Raw genomic sequence first — 18,110 nt, 5'->3', positions numbered from 1 at the left:
GCGTTCGCGCGAAGCGGTATTGGCATTCTCATTTTATGCAAGTATCGTATTCAACGATGAACGACGCAGTCCATACCTCCTCGGGTATCCCGCTCGATCCGGTCTACGGACCGGCCGATCGGCGTACCGAACCGCCCGCGCCCGGCGCGTTTCCGTTCACCCGGGGCAACTACGCCACCGGATACCGGGGACGGCTGTGGACCTTCCGGCAGTACTCGGGATTCGGCACGGCCGAAGAGTCCAACCGGCGCTATCGCTATCTGCTGGACCAGGGCGGTACCGGTCTGTCGGTCGCGCTGGACCTGCCGACCCAATGCGGTTACGACTCCGACGATCCCGAGGTGGGGGAGGAGGTCGGCCGGGTCGGTGTCGCGGTGGATACCCTCGCCGACGCCGAGATCCTGTTCGACGGCATCCCGCTGGACAAGATCAGCACCAGCTTCACCATCAACGGCACGGCCGCGATCCTGCTCGCCTTCTACGTCGCCGCGGCGGAGAAGAAAGGCGTCCCCCGGGACAAGCTCACCGGCACCATCCAGAACGACATCCTGAAGGAATACGCCTCGCGCGGTACCTGGATCTGGCCCCCGCAACCCTCGCTGCGGCTCATCGCCGACACCATCGAGTTCTGCGCCGCCGAGGTCCCGCGTTTCAATGCGATCTCGGTGGCCGGCGCGCATTTCCGCGATGCCGGCGCGACCGCGGTGCAGGAGATGGCGTTCACCCTCGCCGACGGTGTCACCTACTGCGATACCGTCGTCGAACGCGGCCGGATGAGTATCGAGAAGTTCGCCCCGCAGATCTCGTTCTTCTTCTACACCCACGGTGATTTCTTCGAGGAGATCGCCAAGTACCGGGCCGGGCGCCGCCGCTGGGCGACCATCGTGCGCGAACGCTACGGCGCCACCACGGACAAAGCGTCGATGTTCCGTTTCGGCTGTGTGGCCGGCGGCGCCTCCCTCTACGCCCCGCAGGCGCAGAACAACCTGGTCCGCGTCGCCTACGAGGCGATGGCGGCGGTACTCGGCGGCGTGCAGTCGATGTTCACCGCCGCCTGGGACGAGCCGTTCGCGCTGCCCAGCGAGGAATCGGCGACCATGGCGCTGCGCACCCAGCAGATCCTCGCCTACGAGACCGGGGTGACCCGGGTGGCCGACCCGCTGGGCGGCTCCTATTTCGTGGAAGCGCTGACCGACAAGACCGAGGCGGCCATCCAGGAGATCATGACCGACCTGGAGAACCAGGGCGGCATGGTCCGGGCGATCGAGGACGGTTACCTCCAGGGCCTGATCGCCGACGAAGCCTACAAACTGCACCAGGACATCGAATCCGGTGCGAAACCGGTGGTCGGGGTGAACAAATTCGTCTCCGACGAGCCGGCCCCCGAGATCTCCACCTACGAACTGGATTCCGACGGCCGCGAAACCCAGTTGAAACGGCTGGCCAAGGTGAAGGCCGAACGCGACACCGCCGCCGTCCGCGAGACCCTGGCTGCGCTGTCGCGCGGCGCCGAAGGAGACGACAACCTCATGCACCGCTTGATCGACTGCGCGAACGCCTACTGCACGGTGGGCGAGATGACCGCCGCCCTGAAATCGGTCTGGGGCGAATTCCAGCAGCCGGTGGTGTTCTGATGACCGCGCGGGTACTGGTCGCCAAACCCGGTCTCGACGGCCACGATCGCGGCGCCAAGATCGTCGCCCGCACCCTGCGCGACGCCGGATTCGAGGTGGTCTACACCGGGATCCGGCAGCGCATCGAGGACATCGTGTCCATCGCCGTCCAGGAGGACGTGGCCGTGGTGGGCCTGAGCATCCTGTCCGGCGCGCACGTCGCCCTGACCCAGCGCGTCGTCGACGCGTTGCGCGCGGCCGACGCCGCCGATATCGCGGTGGTGGTCGGCGGCACCATCCCGCAGAGCGATATCGAGAAACTGCGGGCCGCCGGCGCCGCCGCCGTCTTCCCGACCGGTACCCCGCTGGACGTACTGGTCACCGAGATGCGGGCGCTCACCGGAACACCGGCGCCGCCCACGTCCTGACCCCCGGACGCCGCGTCGTCCGGGCCCGGAGCCGCCGCCGTGACGGTGGGCGGCGGCTCCACCCGAATCATGAGAGTGGAGGAATCGTGCGGATCGGCGTGATGATCGGACCCGAGCGCGGCGACACCGCGCGCAAGGCCGCCCGGATGATCGACGACATCCAATGGGCCGAGGCGGCGGGTATGGACACCGCCTGGATTCCCCAGATCCCCACGGATTTCGACGCACTGGTCACCGTGGCGCTGCTCGGTGCGGTGACCGAACGGATCGAGCTCGGCACCGCGGTGGTCCCGCTACAGGCCCAGCACCCCGTCGCCCTGGCCCGGCAGGCGCTGTCCGCGCACGCGGTGGCCGGCGGCCGGCTCGCCCTCGGGGTGGGACCGTCGCACCACTGGATCGTGCAGGACATGCTCGGCCTGCCGTACGAGAAACCGGCCGCCTACACCCGTGACTACCTCGAGGTCCTGAACCCCGCCCTGAACGGTCCCGGCATGATCGAGGTGTCCAACGGGAGCTTCACCGTGCGCAACCCACTCGACCTCGGCCCGGTCGCCCCCCTACCGGTCCTGGTCGCGGCGCTGGGCCCGGTCATGCTGCGCATCGCCGGCGAGCACACCGACGGCACCATCCTGTGGATGGCCGACGAACGGGCCATCGCCGACCATATCGCCCCCCGCATCACCAAAGCCGCCGCCGATGCCGGTCGCGGCGCCCCGAGAATAGTTGCCGGCCTGCCCATCTGCCTGTGCGCGTCCGGTGATATCGCCACCGCCCGCGAACGCGCCAACCGCATCCTGGGCGAGGCCGAGGTCTCCCCGAACTACCAGCGCCTACTGGAACAGGGCGACGCCCGCGATATCGGCGATATCTGCCTCGCCGGCGACGAAGACGCCATCGCCGCCGGACTACGCCGTTACGCCGAAGCCGGCGCCACCGACCTGTCCGTCCGCCTGCTGCCCATCGGTGACACCCGCGACGAACTGATCGCCTCCAAACGCCGCACCCGGAAGATGATCGCGGAAATCGCGAAGGACCTGCGATGATGCGATACCTTCGCCTTCGCTGCGGCCTCCGCGGATCGCATGAACCCGCTCCGAAGGAGCTGCCGTGATGCGATACCTCCGCCAACGCTGCGGCCTCAGCAGACCGCATCAATTCGCTCCCAAGGAGCTGCTGTGATCGGCGGGCCGCTGGACGGTATCCGGGTGCTGGAGGTCGGGACCATGCTGGCCGGTCCATATGCCACCATGATGCTGGCCGACCTGGGCGCGGACGTGGTGAAATTGGAACCGCCGGGCGGTGATATCTCGCGCAAGGTCGGTGATTCCTATTTCGCCAGCCTCAACCGCGGCAAACGTAGTATCTGCCTGGACCTGACCGCCGAATCCGGTCAGCGCCGCCTCGGTGAACTGGCCGCGGACGCCCACGCCCTGCTGGTGAACCTGAAACCCTCGGCCATCCGCAAACTCGGGCTCACCTACGAGGCGCTGCGCCGATACAACGACCGGATCGTCTGCGTCGCGCTCACCGGCTTCGGCCTGAACAACGGTGACGACCCCGCCTTCGACTACGTCGTGCAGGCGTCCACCGGTGTCGCCGCCCTCACCGGCGATCCCGCCGGGCCGCCCACGCTGCCCGGGTATTCCTCCGCCGACAACTCCACCGGTCTGACCGCCGCGCTGGGGTTGCTCGCCCAGATCGTTTCGGGGCGGGGTGGGCAGATCGATGTGTCGCTGCGCGATGTGATGCTGTCCCAGCTGAACTATCACGCGGCCGCCTACCTCGACAACGGCACCGAACCCCAGCGCCGGCCCTACGGCGCCCACTCGTATTACGTTCCGGCTCAGCTCTTCCCGACCGCGCAGGGTTACCTCGCCCTGTTCATCACCCACGACGGGTTCTGGAAGCTCTTCGCGGGTGAGGCCGGGCTGGCCGGGTTCGAGACGATGGCCGAACGGGTGAGCAGCCGGGAATCCGTTCTCGGCATGGTGACCGCTGTTCTGGCCACCGATACCGCGGCCTCCTGGGAGGCGCGGTTGCGGCCGCTCGGCGTCCCCGCCGCCGCGGTGCGCACGCTGCCGGAAGCACTGGAGGCGACACCGGAAATGGTCGTGCGGGCCGGGGAACACCGGCTCGTCGGCTCGTCGATACACGTCGCCGGCTGGACTCCGGACTACCGGCCGCCACCCCGGCTCGGCGAACACGGCGGGACCGTCGGCGACGGAACAGCGGCGTAGCAGAACATCCGCGCTGCTCTGGCTGATTACCGGCTCGTCGGCTCGCCCATCCGGGGTGCCCCCTTGCTCTCGACGACCGCCCACCGCCTCATCCCGGTGAACACGACGGAGATCGCACTCGGGCTCGCGCTGACCGATCGTCAGCGGCAGTGCCGCGACAGAGGAATTCCTCGGGCAACCCAGTGAACGGGAACCGATCCGACCCCGACAGCGTCTGATCTACTGAATCGCTGGTCGACCTGTGCGAGGAGTGGGTATGAAAAGCCGACGTAGGGCTGTCTGCAGCCCGGATGGTTCGGGGTAGGACCCGGCTTGCGTAGTTTTCTTGTTGCCTTTGCCCGATCGGGTGTGATCGGACCGCTGGCCAAGGTCGTCGGCTGGATGGGTGTCGCCGCAGCGGTGATGCTGGTTATCGCGTGGGTCGGCAACCCCTACGCCGACAAGGTGCCCGAAGTGGAGCAGGCTGCTCCATCGTGGCGGCCCCCGGCGCCGGTGGAGTCACCGACGGATCCGCCACTACCACCCGGATTTCCCTCAATGGCCTTTCCACCGCCACTACCCGAGGCGGCCGAGGGGCAGCCCACGACTGTGCCGACGAGGTACGGGCTCGGCTATTCCGTACCCGCGGCGAACGGCTGGCGCCCGTCCAACGGCCGGACCGTCAGCTGGTCCGAGGGCGGTCGGACGATCGCGTCCTACGGTGCCGTGAGCGACTACGGATATGGCTATTGTCCGGAGACCGAAGGGTCGGCCCTGGCGAGAGTCGGGGTGCAGGGCCGCAACGGCACCGATATCGACACCGCGGCGCGCGCAGCGGCCGACCGAGCCGGCGCGATCTTCTCCGACGCCGCGGGCGCTCGCCCCGACGTGGAGATCCGAGGCCCGGTCCAAGCCGAAGTCGCCGGGCGACCGGCCATCCGATACACGGCGGTCGTCACCGGGATCGCTCGAGAGTCGTCGTGCGACCCGAGCACCGCGCAGTTCGATGTCGTGGCCACTTCCGCGTACGCCTCTGCCGAGGTGATGGTGCTGTTCCTGCAGCGTCACACCGGTCTGCCCGGCGCGCTGAGCGAGCACGATGCCGAATCGATTCTGACTTCTCTGCACACTACGAACCGATGACGGAAGGAAGGTCGGACAGGTGGCGGAAACACTGGTAGCCGAGTCCGCGCAGATCGCGGGGCTGGGAAACGCGCTGGATGTCATCGGCGCCGATGCGTTGGCCATCGCCGATTTCGTCGGCGCACACTGCGTGGTCAGCCCCGAGGGGCTCGGCGGGGCGATACTCGAGCCGCTGACTACGCCGTTCACGCACGCGGCGGGGGTTTTCAAAACCCGAATGGCCGGTATCGGCAACACCACCGCGAACAGCGGCGACGAGCTGAACCGCACCGCGTGGATGTATCACGACCAGGACAAGAAGACTTACGAGGCACTCAATGCGGCCACCACGAACCTGATCACCGGGCAGGGAGTGGCCGTCGACGCCGATCGGGAGAACACCGGCCTGGTCATGGACTATCCGGACCCGGTCGCGTATCCGAAACCCAATGAGATCAAGCTGGACCCGCCGTCGGCCGCGCCGCCGGAACTCGCGGATCTGATCGCGGAGACCACCGGTGTCGTCGGCGATGTCAACGAGGCGGTCAAGAACGTCACCAGGATGGCGGGCAGTGAGGTGAACATCCTGGAGATGGTCCTCTCCCGGATCACCGCGAACTGGAACGAATTGCGCCGGATCGGTGAGACCTACAAGGTCGCCGGTAATGCGATGGAGAGTTCCGGCGCGAATCTCGAAGACGCGGTGCGTCGGGTCGGTCCGCACTGGGACGGCAGAGCGGCCATAGCCTTCGAGACATGGGCGGGAAGCCAGGTCGCCGCCATGAAGTGGGAGGGCCCCGTCGGGCGGGTCATCTCCGACATGCTCAACATCGTCGCCGACAAGATTCGCGACGGCGTGCGCCGGGCCTGCGAGAAACTCCGCGATTTCGTGACATCCTTCGTGGACTTCCGCAGCACCAAGCAGATCTTCAAGGCCCTGGTCAAGAAGATCCCCGGAATCGGGACGGCGATCGAGATCGTCGATATGGCCCGGAAGATCTGGAACATAGTCGATCTCGTCAACACGATCATCAACGAGATCGAAGATGTGCGAAATCGCACCAAGGAATTCCTGGAGTGGATCGGTAACCCGGTCGGTAAAGGTAAGGACTGGGTCACCCAGAAGCTCGAGCCGATCACCAGCCGTGTCGACGATGCCGCCCGCCGGGCGGCTCTGGTGAACGATGTCGCCAAGGTGGCCCAAGCCGAGGACACCCTGAACCGGCCGAAGGAAGCCTATGAGGTGGGCTCCGGACGCGCGCCGTGGGAGGACGCGGTATGACAGCATTTCGGTGGAGTTCGGCGGCTGAACCAGGCGGTATCGATGTTCGATGATCCGAATCTGGATCCCGGTGTGGAGTCCATGGCCCGTCGCGTTCTCGCCGCGGCGGAGCGTCTGGAGACGGCGAGCCTGCGAGTAGAGCGCACCGTCCTCGAGGACCTGTGGAGCGACCCGGTTCCGGTCACCGAGGAGCTCATGGCGTCGGTGGCGGCGGTGCCGAATGCCTCGCCGGAGCTGCGGCACTACAGTGCGCGCGTCGAGGCAGGCGAATGCCGCTGGCAGGATATCGAACAGTTCGCGCGACCGGTACCGCCGGAAGTGGCGGAACTGAAGAATTCGCCTTCTTACATATGGACCTGGGATGCGCCGGCTTCCGCACCGGAGACCCCGGTGCCGCCGCCGACGTCACGCCGTGACGACAACGTAGTAGGGCCGAGTGATTGGCCCGACGATTTCGACGAATACCCGGGACAGAGGACTTGGCTGCAATGAGAAGAACACTGGTGACGGCATTACTCGCGGGAGTTCTCGCAGTGACGGGTACCTCCTGTGGGAACACTGATGGCACGGCCGACACGCCGCCGGTCGCCCACCCCTGCGATATCCCCGCGGCAGGCCTGACCGAAGCGGGAATCGCGCCGCAACCGTTGATGACAGAGCCTTTCGGGACCGAATTCTCCGGCTGGGAAGGCTGTATCTGGAAGTCCACCGCCGGGTGGTACGACGCGGCAGTGTACTTCGGACCGACTTCGCTGGACGAGTTCCAGCAGGACCCGCGCTACCGGGATTACCAGGTGGCCGGGCCCGCGACTGTCGCCGACCGCTCGGCACTCGAATTCGGCGACGCACTCGACCCGGAGCGGAAGGAGCGCTGCTACTTCGGTGTGGAACTCCGGCAGGGAATGGCACTCATCTGGACGCGTCTGCCGGTCGGCCCGGGCGGAGGCGCGGCAGGTGGCGATATCTGTGCAGAGGGAAAACGAGTGGCCGGGGAGGTCAGCCCCTACCTGCCCGCATGACGATATGCAGGTCCGCTTGTCCTGCTCAGCATCGGATCGTTCCGGTAGGTGCGACGCCGGTCGCGGGTTGAGTGGGGGTTACGGGGTGGGTAGGGTCGGCTGGACGCGGGGGGCCGGCCGGTTCCCGGTTCGATATGGAATGCCGGTGTCGGGAGGTTTGTGATGGCCGCTGATCGGTCGGTCCGAGGGATTCTGTGTGGGGTGGGGGTGGCGCTACTGGTCGCGGGATGTGGTTCCGAGACCGAGGGGACGGCGTCTCCGGTGACCACGACGACCGGGTTGCCGATCGCGGCGGAGGCTCCGTCGTCGTTCGATCCGTGTACCGATATTCCGCAGGAAGTGCTGGCGTCGGAGGACCTACGGCGGGGGGTGACAGATGCGAATGTCGACGGGTCGCGGGGGATCAAATGGCGGGGGTGCAGTTATGCAGCGCCGGACAGTTACGCGGTGGGCATCACCACAACCAACCTCACCGTGGATACGGTGCGTGGCAATAAGGACTTCGTGCTCCGTGGGGAGTACACCGTTGACGGTCGCCCCGCGATAGGGGTACATGGCGTCGATCAGTCTGATCCCCGCGGGCGCTGCTTGTTCTATGTGGAGATGGAGGGCGGAAGCCTTGAGCTTTCGATGAGCAACCCACCTTCACGCGACAAGACCGGACATCTCGATTCTTGCGAACTTGCACTTCGTTTGGCAGATAAAGTTGTGCCTTTGATCCCGGACGCATGATCGGACGCTTCAACCACAGATCCTGATTGGCAAAAGGGAGTTCGGCAATGAGTGAGAACACGCCGCCGCGGCCGCTCGAGGGTCTACTGACCGAGGCGCGGGAGGGCAGGTTATCGGTGAACCTCGGTGCAGGAGCGCCTGATTCCGTCCGGGTGAGCGCCGAAGAGTTCGTCTACATGGAACGCGATTGTGAAGGATTCAAACTTCTTATCCAGGAATTGCAGCGAATGGCGGAAGATATTGCGGATCGGGAGAAGTGGGATCTCGGAGAGAATAATCCAGATCTTCCTTCAGCGGGGGTCATGGTCAGTCGCTTCCGTTCCAAAGCCAAAGAATCCGAGGATTCCAATGATGTCTTTGCGATTCTCGAGCAGCATTACCGGATAGTCGAAGATATACAGGAGTTGCACCGGGTGATCGCGCAGCGGTACATGGAGACCGATGAGGCTTTCGCTGGTCGGTACAACGAGCTGATGGCCGGGGCACCGCCGGTTGCGCCTTTGGCGATGCCGCCGGCCTTCCCGGTAACCCCGGGCCAGTAGGAGCCCCGTGGTGCGGCCGCGCGGTGCGTCAGTGAGTTCGATACAGGGGGCCTGATGACCTTTCAGAACGAGAATCCGAAAATCGGCGATCCGGAGGAACCCAACGGGTTCTCTCACTCGGAGATCAACGGGGCGTTCAAACCGTTGGCACCGGGTGATCACGGGATGACGGCGTCCGAGCAATACGGGCAGATCGCCGCTCAGTGGGAGAGCGGGGTACAGGTGTTCGCCGCCCGGATCCGCCGGTCCAGCGCGGCGGCCTGGGAGGGGCCGGCGGCGGAACAGTCGCGACAGGCGATCAGCAATTACGCCACCCGGGCCGAAGACCTGGTTCCCGCATTGAACGCGCTGGCTGTTCAGGTATACGACTCGGTGGTATCGATCATGCGCACCCAGAACAACCTGCCCGATGTTCCGGCGGAGAAGTCGTGGTTCAATCCGAGCGGGTGGTCGTGGGTTCCGTTCTACGAGGACACCGACCGCAGCGACGCCGAGGAAGTGGCGCGGCAGGTGATGGGCGACAACTATGTGACCGGCTTTGTCGCGGCCGATACGAAAATTCCGGTACTGCCCGTCCCGGTGAATCCGACCCAGCCCCTGCACACCGATCTGCCCACCGGCACCGGCGACCAGCCCGGCCCGGGTGGTATGTCCACCGACCAGGGCGGCAATCCCAATGGCACGGATACCGGCGGACCACAGGGGGAGAACCCCACCGGGGAGGAACCCGGCACGGAACAGCCCGGCGACGATCCGGGAACCGAACAGCCAGAGGACCAGGGCACCGACCAGCCAGGGACGACGCCCGCGGCGACGACACCGTCCACCACCGAGAATCCGATATCCACCACACCCAGCACGACCACCGTGCCGAGTACCACCTCGGCCACTCCCGGACCGGGTACACCCGGCTTCCCGAGTGGCAGTCCGGTGACCACCGGCGACCCCGGCCGCAGTGTCCCCGGCACCCCGAACACCACCGGAACTCCCGCAGTGGCCTCCACCGGCACCACCAGTTCCGGCGCCGCGCGCAGCGGTATGCCGGGGATGATGGCGCCGGGGGCCGGTCGTGGCCAGCAGGGAGCCGACGACGACAAGCACGAGACCCCGGACTATCTCGTCAACGCCGAGAACACCGACGAACTGCTCGGTGAGTTGCCGCCGACCATTCCCGGTGGGGTGCTGGGCGCCGACGTACCGGCCGCGCGACCGGCGGAACGCGACTGATCGATCGTCCGCCCGCCACCGGGCACCGGCCAGCGGTGCCGGGGTACCGGCAGCCGTCACATACTCGAGGAACCACCACCGACAATGAGCACATGGATCTGGGAGCCGGACGATTTCGCCGCGCTCTGGTATCGCGACGGGATCGATCGGTTCCCCCGCCCGCTGCACTATTTGAGCCGCTACAAGACCCGCAACCCGTTCGAGGCCCACGCGGCGGCGGTGCGCGCGCGATACGACCGGGACGAGCGCGAACTGATCCGGCGGGCCCTGCACACCGTGTCCGACGGTGACCTGCGGATCGAGATCCTGGGTGCCTCGACCGCGACCACCAAGGGCCGGGTGCGTGAGTATCGGGTGGTCGGCGCGCGCAACACCCACTACGGGGTGGTGCTGGCGCAGTCGGTGATCGACGGTGTCGACGGTTCGATCCATGCCCAGCTGTTCGCCGCCGAGCAGCTGCCGAAACGTCTCGCCGGCCTCGTGCCACCATGCGATCCCGGCCGGGAACCGGCGGGTACGTTCCATATCGACGATCTCGCGCCCGGCCGCGACCAGCAGCGATCCCTGCGGCGTGGTCCCGGCGAACAGTACCGGCGCCTCGTGCAGCGGCCCGCGGATGGCGGCGGTATCGCGGGTCTGCGGGTCGGGTCGATTCTGGATCGCCCCGAGCCCTGGTACCGAACCCAGTGGTGCGACATCACCGGCGACGGCCGCTACCTGGAGAAACGGACGCGCGAACACATTACGGTGCGGCCGGCCGGTGCCGCCGATCTCGCGGCCGGGTTCGCTGACTGGATCGACCGCGCACTGCGCCGGCTGCGCGAGGACGAACCGGATACCTGGTAGCACGGTCCCCGGTGGCCCGGACGCTCGCGGCAGCACCGGCGAACCGGTGCGGGTGCCCGAGCGGGAGGCCGCCGACTCACCGCTATTCATCGAGATACCGCGCGATATCGGTGAGAGTGGCTGCTGCAAAGAGACGTTCGCCGTCCACGGCGTCCAGCAGAGCCCAGCCGGCCGGTGTGCCCGGTTCGCGGACGAGCCGGTAACCGAGGCTCCCGGCGTGGGCGGCGACCGTATCGAACGGTGCCGGGTGATCGTCGCGCTCCAGAGATCCGTTCATCGTTCCTTCCCGGTCTCCTGCGGCGGCCACCGGCGCAGCGCGTGCGATACGCGGACCAGGGTGGCGATATCAGTCGGGAGATTCCATTTTCCGCCTACCGGTATGGAATTCGCACCGGGAATACGGCGCGGCAGTTCTTCTTTCACGAGCGCGGTTTCCTTCGTGTCGACGGATCAGTAACCCGAGAATTCCTGATTGCCGGGAACCATTTTGCGGGCCTCGATCAGGCGCGCCCGGGCCTGCCTTTTGAGCGGACACGCCGTCGATGGGCAGTCGATGTGGGCCTGCATTACCTGGTGTGCGTAGTCGATGGTCATCACCGGTACGGGCCGGTGATCGGTCACCGGTAGTCCGAACAGCATGGTTTACCTCGCAACGTCGGGGATGGTCTGGTTCGCGCCGGCCCGGTGGACACTGCGCGGTGTCTCCGGTTCTGTCGAGCCGGTGCGGGCGATATGGATAATCCCGCCACGGAATTTCCATGTCTGCGGCCGCGTACCCAGTCAACCATCCCCTTTCCCGATTGTGAATCGAAACGTAAGATTCAGTCGCACAACGGAATTGCTCCGGGTGGATTGGTAATTCCGAACAGTTCGACTGTTCCATTTGAGTTGGAATAACCGCGAGTAACGCTAACGAAGGGGAGAGACCTGTGTCGATCGAATCGAACGCCACGAACCCACCGACCCTGCCGCGCCGGGTCCTGGGCCGCCGCCTGCGGGAACTGCGTGAGGAGGCGGGGCTGAGCCGCGCGAACGCGGCCCGCCGGTGCGAGATGGGCGCGCAAACCCTGTGGCGCTTGGAATCCGGGCGCAACAGCGAGACCAAGAAGATGGTGGTCAACGCGCTGTGTGATACGTACCAAGCGAGTGCCGAAGACCGCCGCGAACTGCTGTGGCTGGTTGATGAATCCCGCAAGGACGGGTGGTGGCAGTCGTACGCCGATGCGATGGTGCCGGAGGTCGAAATGTATTTCGGGCTCGAACAGGCTGCGTGTGAGGCCTTCACATGGCAGACGGCAACTTTGCCGGGGCTGCTTCAAACTGCAGGCTACCGCCGTGCGCTGTGGGAAGTCGCGAAGTCACTCGGGCAGCCGGTAGATCTCGACCGTGAGATCATGCTGCTGCAACGACGTCAAGAGCGGCTGCAGGACACGTCGGGTTTCACCTTGTGCGCCGCACTCAGCGAGTTCGTGCTTCGGCATCCGACGGGTGGTGTCGAGACCATGGCGGACCAGTTGGATCATCTGGTCGAGATTTGCGCAATGCCGAATGTTTCGCTGCGAGTCGTACCCTTTCTTACCCCGGACCATCTCGGGTTGACGGCGAAGGACTTCATATACCTGGAATTCCCTGACCATCTGAATCCGGTGCTGACCGAGCCGCCTGTGGTCTATGTGGAGGGCTTCAGTGGGGCGTTGTACCTGGACAAGCAGAGTGAGATCGCCCGGTACCAGGCAGCTCGTAGTTCCATTCTGCAAGTAGCATTGGACGAACTGGACACACAGCGCCTCATCGAGGCGACGGCGAGGGAGTATCGGGCATGAGCATTGACCTATCCGACGCAGCCTGGTTCAAGAGCAGCCGTAGTGCCAGCGGCAAGGAGTGTGTCGAGGTGGCCCACTTGCAGCTCGGGATGGTGGGTGTGCGGGATTCCAAGAACCCCACTGGCCCAGCCCTCGTTTTCGGTCCGGGGGAATGGGACACCTTCACCGCCGGCCTGCGCACGGGCGCACTCGGCTCAGCGGACTGAATAGGTATATACCCGGACAAAACCGACCGCATCCTCGCCGCCCGGCTGGAGTGCGGTCGGTTCCGCATCATGGCGGCACCGAGGTCGGCCAGTACCGCGGCGGTGTCGGCGCCGAGCAGCGGGGCCCGTTCGTCCCGAAGTAACTGATTTCAGTTCGAGGTGAGTACGGCACCGAGGTCCGCCGCCAGCGCCTCCGCGATGGCGCGAGCGCCGGGCTCCAACTCGGCACGCCCCGCCCGAGGTCCGCTGATGCCTTCCCGTTCCGACATGTTCGAGCCGAAGACGGCCGCGCTGACGAAGACGTTGCTCTTCCGAAAGGCGCTCGAGGCGGTGTCGTCGGGAGCGCCCCAGGATTCGAAGGATTCGTCCCCGAGCCCGGTTGTCTCGCTGCCTGTCGTAGCGTCGAGTGCACGATCGAAATGCCGTTTCGTTGCCGCGACCGCATCATCGCCCAATCCCAGCGAGAACGACAGGGTGATGGTGCGTTGCAGAGGCTCTCCGGCCGACCAGGGGTCGCTCCGCTGATACTCGGCGGTGCACACTTTGACAGGCATGTCCGGCCTGGACAGTCCCGCGCTTTCATCTTCGAACCCGACTGCGTCGCTGAACAGTACGCCGGTGTAGGCGCGGATGGCACCGAGCGACGGCTCGGCAACCTGAGAGCAGGAATCGGTCAGCCCACCGAAGAGCGGTTCTGCTCCGGCCTGGCCGGCCTTCTCGACACCACATCCCGTCACGACTCCGAAAACCAACAGCGCACTCGCCGTGGATGATCGGAGTCCTCGGGAACGATCCTGCATCCGCCGCCAGCGATTCATTACTTGACTCCGTCCTGCTTCCAGCTGTCGTCCTGGTTGTCGTGCGCCGCACCAATGTCGTCGGCCTCTCCCCCGACCGCGGTCCGATAATCCTCCTCGGTGGCCCACCTGTGCGGTGGTCTGGCGGACGTGTGCATTCCGAGGACCCCGCCGGCCGGGCCCCGTTCTCGGTCCGGGGAGTGGGACGCCTTCACCGCTTGTCTGCGGGCGGGACTCTGCTCAGCGGACTGAGACATTTCTGCCAACTCTTCGGGCAGTCGCTCCAGTTCCTCCCAGGTCATGTACTCGGGGAGGTCGGGCTTCTTGATCCGGGCCGAGGACATGCCCGAATTGTATGGCGTGCGCACCCCTCGTCGGGGTCACTGCGGCGACCAGCGGCCCGGCCTGCTCGATGGCGAATCCATGTGGAAAGCCCTTTCTCCAGCGCTGGTGGGTCCGGATGGCCGCCGGTACCGTTGCCGTGTTCCGGGCCGCACACACGCGCCTCGAACGGGGAATCGGGACTACTCCAACGAGGTGAATAGAGATGGACGGACTCCGGACCGTGGTACTGATCGCGGCCACCGTGGCCACCGGGCTGATGGCGGGGGTGTTCGGCATCTACGCGGTGGCGATCATGCCCGGCCTGCGGACCACCGACGACCGCACCTTCATCGGCGCCTATCAGGCGATCGACCGCGCGATCATCAATCCACTATTTCTGGCGACCTTCCTGGGTGCACTGGTCCTGTCGGTCGCGGCGGCGCTGCTGAATCTCGGAGGCAACAGCCGGTCGGTGCTGCTCTGGGCGGCGGCTGCGGCAGTGCTCTACCTGGTGGCGGTGGTGATCACCTTTACCGTCCATCTGCCGCTCAACGACGCGTTGAAGGCCGCGGGCGCCCCAGCCGACCTGGCCGATCCGGTGGCGGTGCGGGAAGCGTTCGCCGAGGCGCGGTGGGCGGCCTGGAACATCGTGCGCACAGTAACGAGCACGGCGGCGTTCGCCTGCCTGGGCTGGGCGCTGGTGTTGTGGGGGAGGACCCAGGCCGCGAGCTGAGCGGCCTGCGTCATCAGGGGCTCCAGTACCCACTGCAGACCTAATCATGAGCCGCCCCGCACCCCAGAAGTCCCCGCCCCCTTCAACGTATTTCGCACAGTGGGACTTGCCGCAAGGCCGGGGTCATGGCGAAGAATACTCGGCCGAAGGCCAGGACCTGTGGAAATGCGGGGCTCATGCGGTGCGCGTGGACCGTGTGAGTGTCTGGCGGAAGTCGAGATAAAGGGGGTGGATCGTGTTCGATGTGATCATTGCCGGTGGCGGTCCGACCGGTTCGATGCTGGCCGGTGAATTGCGGCTGCATGGTGTGCGCGTGCTCGTACTGGAAAAGGAGGTGCAGCCGCCCGCTTTCGTCCGCTCGCTGGGTCTGCATGTGCGCAGTATCGAGGTGATGGATCAGCGGGGTCTGCTGGAGCGGTTCCTCGCGCGTGGCCGCAAGCATCCGCTCGGGGGGTTCTTCGCCGGGATCGCCAAACCCTCGCCCGAAGGTCTGGACAGCGCGCACGCCTACGTTCTCGGTATCCCGCAGACTGTCACCGACCCCCTGCTGGCCGAGCGCGCCGCCGAGCTCGGCGCGGAGATCCGGCGCGGCAGCGAGGTGACCGGGTTGAGTCAGGACGAGCAGGGGGTGGATGTCGAACTGGCCGACGGTACGCGGTTGCGCGCGCGTTATCTCGTGGGCTGCGACGGTGGCCGCAGCACCATCCGTAAGCTGCTCGGTGTCGATTTCCCTGGCGACCCGTCCCGGAACGACACGCTGCTGGGCGAAATGGCGGCGACCGAGGATCCGGCCGCGATCACCGCCACCGTCGCCGAGATCCGTAAGACCCAACTGAGATTCGGCTTGGGGCCGCTCGGCGACGGGGTGTATCGCGTCGTCGTTCCCGCGGCCGAGGTTGTCGAGGACCGTTCGGTCGCACCGACCCTCGAGGAGTTCGCGCAGCAGCTGCGAAAGTTCGCCGGCACCGACTTCGGCGTCCATTCGCCGCGGTGGCTGTCGCGTTTCGGCGATGCCACCCGGTTGGCCGAGCGGTATCGAGTCGGGCGGGTGCTGCTGGCCGGCGACGCGGCGCACGTCCATCCACCGATGGGCGGCCAGGGGCTCAACCTCGGCATCCAGGACGCGTTCAACCTCGGCTGGAAACTGGCCGCCGAAATCAACGGCTGGGCGCCGACGGGATTGCTGGACAGCTATGAGAACGAACGACGGCCGGTGGCGGCCGACGTGCTCGACAACACCCGCGCGCAGGCGGAGCTGATGTCCACCGAACCCGGCCCGCAGGCGGTGCGCCGGCTGCTGGCGGAATTGATGGACTTCGAAGAGGTGAACCGCTACCTGATCGAGAAGATCGTCGCGATCGGCATCCGCTACGACTTCGGCGAGGGGCACGAGCTGCTCGGCCGGCGCCTGCGTGACATGCGATTGGGGCGCGGCCGCCTCTACGAGTTGATGCACGCCGGTCGCGGCCTGCTCCTCGACCGGACCGGGCGGCTCTCGGTCGCCGGGTGGGCGGATCGGATCGATCACGTCGTCGACAGCAGTGACGAACTCGACGCACCTGCCGTTCTCCTTCGCCCCGACGGCCACGTGGCATGGGTCGGCGACGAGCAACAGGATCTGCAAGAGCACCTGCCGCGCTGGTTCGGCGCGGCTGGAACGTAACTGGGAAAGCGATCGCCTCTCCCGGGCGAGGTCCTGCCGATCGGGGTGGATCGTGCTGTGCAAGGGCCGACGGGGGCGAGCGACGCGGGTCTGATGGGTGGGCGCCGGCCGATTCGTGGGCGTGTCGGTCTTCCAGTTCTTTGCGCAGTACCGGCACGACTTCCTCGGCGAGATCCTGCCGCTTCAGTGTTGTGCCGCGAATGGCGTATTGCCCGGATGCCGAACCGTCGTTCTGCCGCGGCGGCGTCCGAATCCGCCACCGCGGGGCCGTTCGGTGTCGGATTGCGGCGTACACGCGCGAAGGTCGTGGCCGTTTACCGATGGCGACAGACGCTTGTCGCCATGGGACACGACATCAACGGTTTCCACCACGTCGGAATCGTCAATCGCGATTTGGACGCCATGGAGGCGACGTATCGGTCGTTCGGGTTCGCCCTGAGCCCGCGGTCGCGGCATATGTTGTCCGAACGTCCGGGGGCGCCGTTGACGGCGGGGTGTACGGCCAATATGTGCGCGTTGTTCGGTGATTCGTATATCGAGCTGCTGGGCATCGTGGACGACTCCGCCCCCGACCCGTGGCATACCAAGCAGATGGTGGAGCAGCACGAAGGCCTGCGGATCCTCAGCTTCGAGACCGCGGATGCGGAGGGCACCGACGCGCGACTGGGGGCGGCCGGGCTGCGTACCTCCGGGGTGCTGGAGCTCGAGCGTCCGGTCGACACCGAGGACGGCCCGGCGGTGCTGCGGGCCCGGTCGGTCCATCTGGACCCGCGGTCGACGGTCGTGGGCTATATCGGGGTCGCCCAGCACCTCACCCGTGAGTACGTGCTGCAACCGCGTTACCTGACCCATCCCAACGGCGCCCTCGGGTTGGGTGCCATGCTGATCGTCGCCGCCGACGCCGAACGCGACGCCGTCGTAGGGCGCTATCAGCACGTTCTGGGCGTCGCGCCGGAGACCGCCGGCCCGGCGACCGTCCTGGCCCGCGGCAACGCGCGCCTCGAGATCGTGTCCGCGTCGGCCGCACCGGAGGTGCTGCCGGGTGAGACGGCGCCGGCGCCGTCGTATCTGGCGGCGCTGACCGTTGTCGTCGACGATATCGGCCGGGCTCGCACATTCGTCGAGGAAGCGGGCACCGAGACGCGGACCACCGGCAGCGGATTCTTCGTTTCCGGCCGCGACGCCTGCGGTTGCGGGCTGTTCTTCAGCGCGTGGCGATGATCGTCGACACCACCGGCGGCGAGGTCCGGGGGACCGGGTCCGGCCCGGTCACCGCGTTCCGCGGGATCCCCTATGCCCGCGCCGCCCGATTCGCGCCACCGGCGGCCGTATCGCCTCGGGCCGGGGTTTTCGATGCCGTGCGACCCGGCCCGGCGGCGCCTCAGCTGCCCTCACGGCCGGCCGAAAAGTAGCCGCAGTGTGTAACGGGATTGCCACGCAGGGGCGCAATGAGGCGGGACTCTGAGCCGGAGGGTTCGCCGGGTCCGGCGACCGTGAACTGTGAACGGCCTGCACGACTGCGCTATCGCCCGGCACG

Annotated in this window: 23 protein-coding genes; 18 read left to right on the top strand and 5 right to left on the bottom strand. The window is 66.6% G+C overall.

Annotation, left to right across the window (positions count from 1 at the left end; translation table 11 throughout):
* Positions 1-56 precede the first annotated feature (56 nt).
* The 12 genes from NF4_RS29520 to NF4_RS29465 all read left to right on the top strand — a co-directional run bounded on the left by NF4_RS29520 (position 57) and on the right by NF4_RS29465 (position 11,027).
* Positions 57-1,634: a methylmalonyl-CoA mutase family protein gene (locus NF4_RS29520; protein ID WP_063130660.1), complete on the top strand. Its 1,578-nt coding sequence runs from the start codon at positions 57-59 to the stop codon at positions 1,632-1,634.
* Positions 1,634-2,041, top strand: coding sequence for a cobalamin-dependent protein (locus NF4_RS29515; protein ID WP_063130659.1), 408 nt, complete (start codon positions 1,634-1,636; stop codon positions 2,039-2,041). The genes NF4_RS29520 and NF4_RS29515 overlap by 1 nt, the downstream gene beginning before the upstream one ends.
* 86 nt (positions 2,042-2,127) lie before the next feature.
* The gene (locus tag NF4_RS29510; protein ID WP_063130658.1) at positions 2,128-3,084 is read left to right on the top strand and encodes an LLM class F420-dependent oxidoreductase; all 957 of its coding nucleotides are present in this window, start codon (positions 2,128-2,130) and stop codon (positions 3,082-3,084) included.
* Between the two features lie 135 nt (positions 3,085-3,219).
* Positions 3,220-4,278 carry a CaiB/BaiF CoA transferase family protein gene (locus NF4_RS29505; RefSeq protein ID WP_269749666.1) on the top strand — a complete coding sequence of 353 codons (1,059 nt, stop codon included), beginning with the start codon at positions 3,220-3,222 and terminating at the stop codon, positions 4,276-4,278.
* A 348-nt stretch (positions 4,279-4,626) separates the two neighbouring features.
* Entirely contained in the window at positions 4,627-5,400 is a 774-nt protein-coding gene (locus NF4_RS29500; RefSeq protein WP_063130657.1) for a DUF8017 domain-containing protein, read from the top strand.
* 19 nt (positions 5,401-5,419) lie between these two features.
* Positions 5,420-6,661, top strand: coding sequence for a hypothetical protein (locus NF4_RS29495; protein WP_063130656.1), 1,242 nt, complete (start codon positions 5,420-5,422; stop codon positions 6,659-6,661).
* A gap of 42 nt (positions 6,662-6,703) precedes the next feature.
* Positions 6,704-7,153, top strand: a complete 450-nt coding sequence (locus NF4_RS29490; protein ID WP_063130655.1) for a hypothetical protein — start codon at positions 6,704-6,706, stop codon at positions 7,151-7,153.
* Positions 7,150-7,680 (top strand): DUF3558 family protein, encoded by a 531-nt coding sequence (locus tag NF4_RS29485; RefSeq protein ID WP_084533603.1) that lies wholly within the window; start codon positions 7,150-7,152, stop codon positions 7,678-7,680. The genes NF4_RS29490 and NF4_RS29485 overlap by 4 nt, the downstream gene beginning before the upstream one ends.
* Before the next feature lie 162 nt (positions 7,681-7,842).
* Positions 7,843-8,412: a DUF3558 domain-containing protein gene (locus NF4_RS29480; RefSeq protein ID WP_063130746.1), complete on the top strand. Its 570-nt coding sequence runs from the start codon at positions 7,843-7,845 to the stop codon at positions 8,410-8,412.
* Between the two features lie 47 nt (positions 8,413-8,459).
* The gene (locus tag NF4_RS29475) at positions 8,460-8,954 is read left to right on the top strand and encodes a hypothetical protein (RefSeq protein WP_063130653.1); all 495 of its coding nucleotides are present in this window, start codon (positions 8,460-8,462) and stop codon (positions 8,952-8,954) included.
* Positions 8,955-9,008: 54 nt separating this feature from the next.
* Positions 9,009-10,181, top strand: a complete 1,173-nt coding sequence (locus NF4_RS29470) for a hypothetical protein (RefSeq protein ID WP_063130652.1) — start codon at positions 9,009-9,011, stop codon at positions 10,179-10,181.
* 84 nt (positions 10,182-10,265) lie between these two features.
* Entirely contained in the window at positions 10,266-11,027 is a 762-nt protein-coding gene (locus NF4_RS29465; protein ID WP_063130651.1) for an ESX secretion-associated protein EspG, read from the top strand.
* Between the two features lie 82 nt (positions 11,028-11,109).
* Here the strand turns inward: NF4_RS29465 and NF4_RS29460 are convergent, their stop codons facing one another.
* Genes NF4_RS29460 through NF4_RS29455 form a run of 3 tightly spaced genes read right to left on the bottom strand, consistent with a single transcriptional unit; the run spans position 11,110 to position 11,666 of the window.
* Positions 11,110-11,304, bottom strand: coding sequence for a hypothetical protein (locus NF4_RS29460; protein ID WP_063130650.1), 195 nt, complete (start codon positions 11,302-11,304; stop codon positions 11,110-11,112).
* Entirely contained in the window at positions 11,301-11,450 is a 150-nt protein-coding gene (locus NF4_RS38190) for a hypothetical protein (protein ID WP_157120669.1), read from the bottom strand. Before NF4_RS38190 ends, NF4_RS29460 begins: the two co-directional genes overlap by 4 nt.
* Positions 11,451-11,477: 27 nt before the next feature.
* On the bottom strand, positions 11,478-11,666 hold the full coding sequence (locus NF4_RS29455) for a hypothetical protein (RefSeq protein ID WP_063130649.1): 189 nt from the start codon (positions 11,664-11,666) through the stop codon (positions 11,478-11,480).
* A 290-nt stretch (positions 11,667-11,956) separates the two neighbouring features.
* Here NF4_RS29455 and NF4_RS29450 point away from each other — a divergent pair, with 290 nt between their 5' ends.
* Positions 11,957-12,850, top strand: coding sequence for a helix-turn-helix domain-containing protein (locus tag NF4_RS29450; RefSeq protein WP_063130648.1), 894 nt, complete (start codon positions 11,957-11,959; stop codon positions 12,848-12,850).
* Complete coding sequence (locus tag NF4_RS29445; RefSeq protein ID WP_063130647.1) at positions 12,847-13,056, top strand: DUF397 domain-containing protein; 210 nt, start codon at positions 12,847-12,849, stop codon at positions 13,054-13,056. The genes NF4_RS29450 and NF4_RS29445 overlap by 4 nt, the downstream gene beginning before the upstream one ends.
* A gap of 149 nt (positions 13,057-13,205) precedes the next feature.
* Here the strand turns inward: NF4_RS29445 and NF4_RS29440 are convergent, their stop codons facing one another.
* Positions 13,206-13,808 carry a hypothetical protein gene (locus NF4_RS29440; RefSeq protein WP_063130646.1) on the bottom strand — a complete coding sequence of 201 codons (603 nt, stop codon included), beginning with the start codon at positions 13,806-13,808 and terminating at the stop codon, positions 13,206-13,208.
* 65 nt (positions 13,809-13,873) lie between these two features.
* On the bottom strand, positions 13,874-14,197 hold the full coding sequence (locus tag NF4_RS38865) for a hypothetical protein (protein ID WP_063130645.1): 324 nt from the start codon (positions 14,195-14,197) through the stop codon (positions 13,874-13,876).
* Between the two features lie 203 nt (positions 14,198-14,400).
* Between NF4_RS38865 and NF4_RS29430 the strand changes: the two genes are divergently transcribed.
* From NF4_RS29430 to NF4_RS29415, 4 genes are all read left to right on the top strand, one after another.
* Positions 14,401-14,910 carry an anthrone oxygenase family protein gene (locus NF4_RS29430; protein ID WP_063130644.1) on the top strand — a complete coding sequence of 170 codons (510 nt, stop codon included), beginning with the start codon at positions 14,401-14,403 and terminating at the stop codon, positions 14,908-14,910.
* 235 nt (positions 14,911-15,145) lie between these two features.
* Positions 15,146-16,573 (top strand): rifampin monooxygenase, encoded by a 1,428-nt coding sequence (rox, locus tag NF4_RS29425; RefSeq protein WP_063130643.1) that lies wholly within the window; start codon positions 15,146-15,148, stop codon positions 16,571-16,573.
* 342 nt (positions 16,574-16,915) lie between these two features.
* A complete protein-coding gene (locus NF4_RS29420) occupies positions 16,916-17,794 on the top strand; it encodes a VOC family protein (RefSeq protein WP_157120667.1) in 879 nt (292 codons plus the stop codon).
* Complete coding sequence (locus NF4_RS29415; protein WP_157120675.1) at positions 17,791-17,985, top strand: carboxylesterase family protein; 195 nt, start codon at positions 17,791-17,793, stop codon at positions 17,983-17,985. Before NF4_RS29420 ends, NF4_RS29415 begins: the two co-directional genes overlap by 4 nt.
* Positions 17,986-18,110 lie beyond the last annotated feature (125 nt).

The organism is Nocardia fusca NBRC 14340, assembly GCF_001618425.1.
Classification (GTDB): Bacteria; Actinomycetota; Actinomycetes; order Mycobacteriales; family Mycobacteriaceae; genus Nocardia; species Nocardia fusca.
This window is presented reverse-complemented; position numbering and strand designations above follow the sequence as displayed.

Coding starts and splice junctions, on each gene's coding strand:
- NF4_RS29420 (WP_157120667.1), top strand. CDS start 16,916: ATGGGACACGACATCAACGGTTTCCACCACGTCGGAATCGTCAATCGC.
- NF4_RS38865 (WP_063130645.1), bottom strand. CDS start 14,197: ATGTCCTCGGCCCGGATCAAGAAGCCCGACCTCCCCGAGTACATGACC.
- NF4_RS29445 (WP_063130647.1), top strand. CDS start 12,847: ATGAGCATTGACCTATCCGACGCAGCCTGGTTCAAGAGCAGCCGTAGT.
- NF4_RS29520 (WP_063130660.1), top strand. CDS start 57: ATGAACGACGCAGTCCATACCTCCTCGGGTATCCCGCTCGATCCGGTC.
- NF4_RS29480 (WP_063130746.1), top strand. CDS start 7,843: ATGGCCGCTGATCGGTCGGTCCGAGGGATTCTGTGTGGGGTGGGGGTG.
- NF4_RS29475 (WP_063130653.1), top strand. CDS start 8,460: ATGAGTGAGAACACGCCGCCGCGGCCGCTCGAGGGTCTACTGACCGAG.
- NF4_RS29455 (WP_063130649.1), bottom strand. CDS start 11,666: ATGCTGTTCGGACTACCGGTGACCGATCACCGGCCCGTACCGGTGATG.
- NF4_RS29485 (WP_084533603.1), top strand. CDS start 7,150: ATGAGAAGAACACTGGTGACGGCATTACTCGCGGGAGTTCTCGCAGTG.
- NF4_RS29430 (WP_063130644.1), top strand. CDS start 14,401: ATGGACGGACTCCGGACCGTGGTACTGATCGCGGCCACCGTGGCCACC.
- NF4_RS29490 (WP_063130655.1), top strand. CDS start 6,704: ATGTTCGATGATCCGAATCTGGATCCCGGTGTGGAGTCCATGGCCCGT.
- NF4_RS29465 (WP_063130651.1), top strand. CDS start 10,266: ATGAGCACATGGATCTGGGAGCCGGACGATTTCGCCGCGCTCTGGTAT.
- NF4_RS29515 (WP_063130659.1), top strand. CDS start 1,634: ATGACCGCGCGGGTACTGGTCGCCAAACCCGGTCTCGACGGCCACGAT.
- NF4_RS29415 (WP_157120675.1), top strand. CDS start 17,791: ATGATCGTCGACACCACCGGCGGCGAGGTCCGGGGGACCGGGTCCGGC.
- NF4_RS29470 (WP_063130652.1), top strand. CDS start 9,009: ATGACCTTTCAGAACGAGAATCCGAAAATCGGCGATCCGGAGGAACCC.
- NF4_RS29460 (WP_063130650.1), bottom strand. CDS start 11,304: ATGAACGGATCTCTGGAGCGCGACGATCACCCGGCACCGTTCGATACG.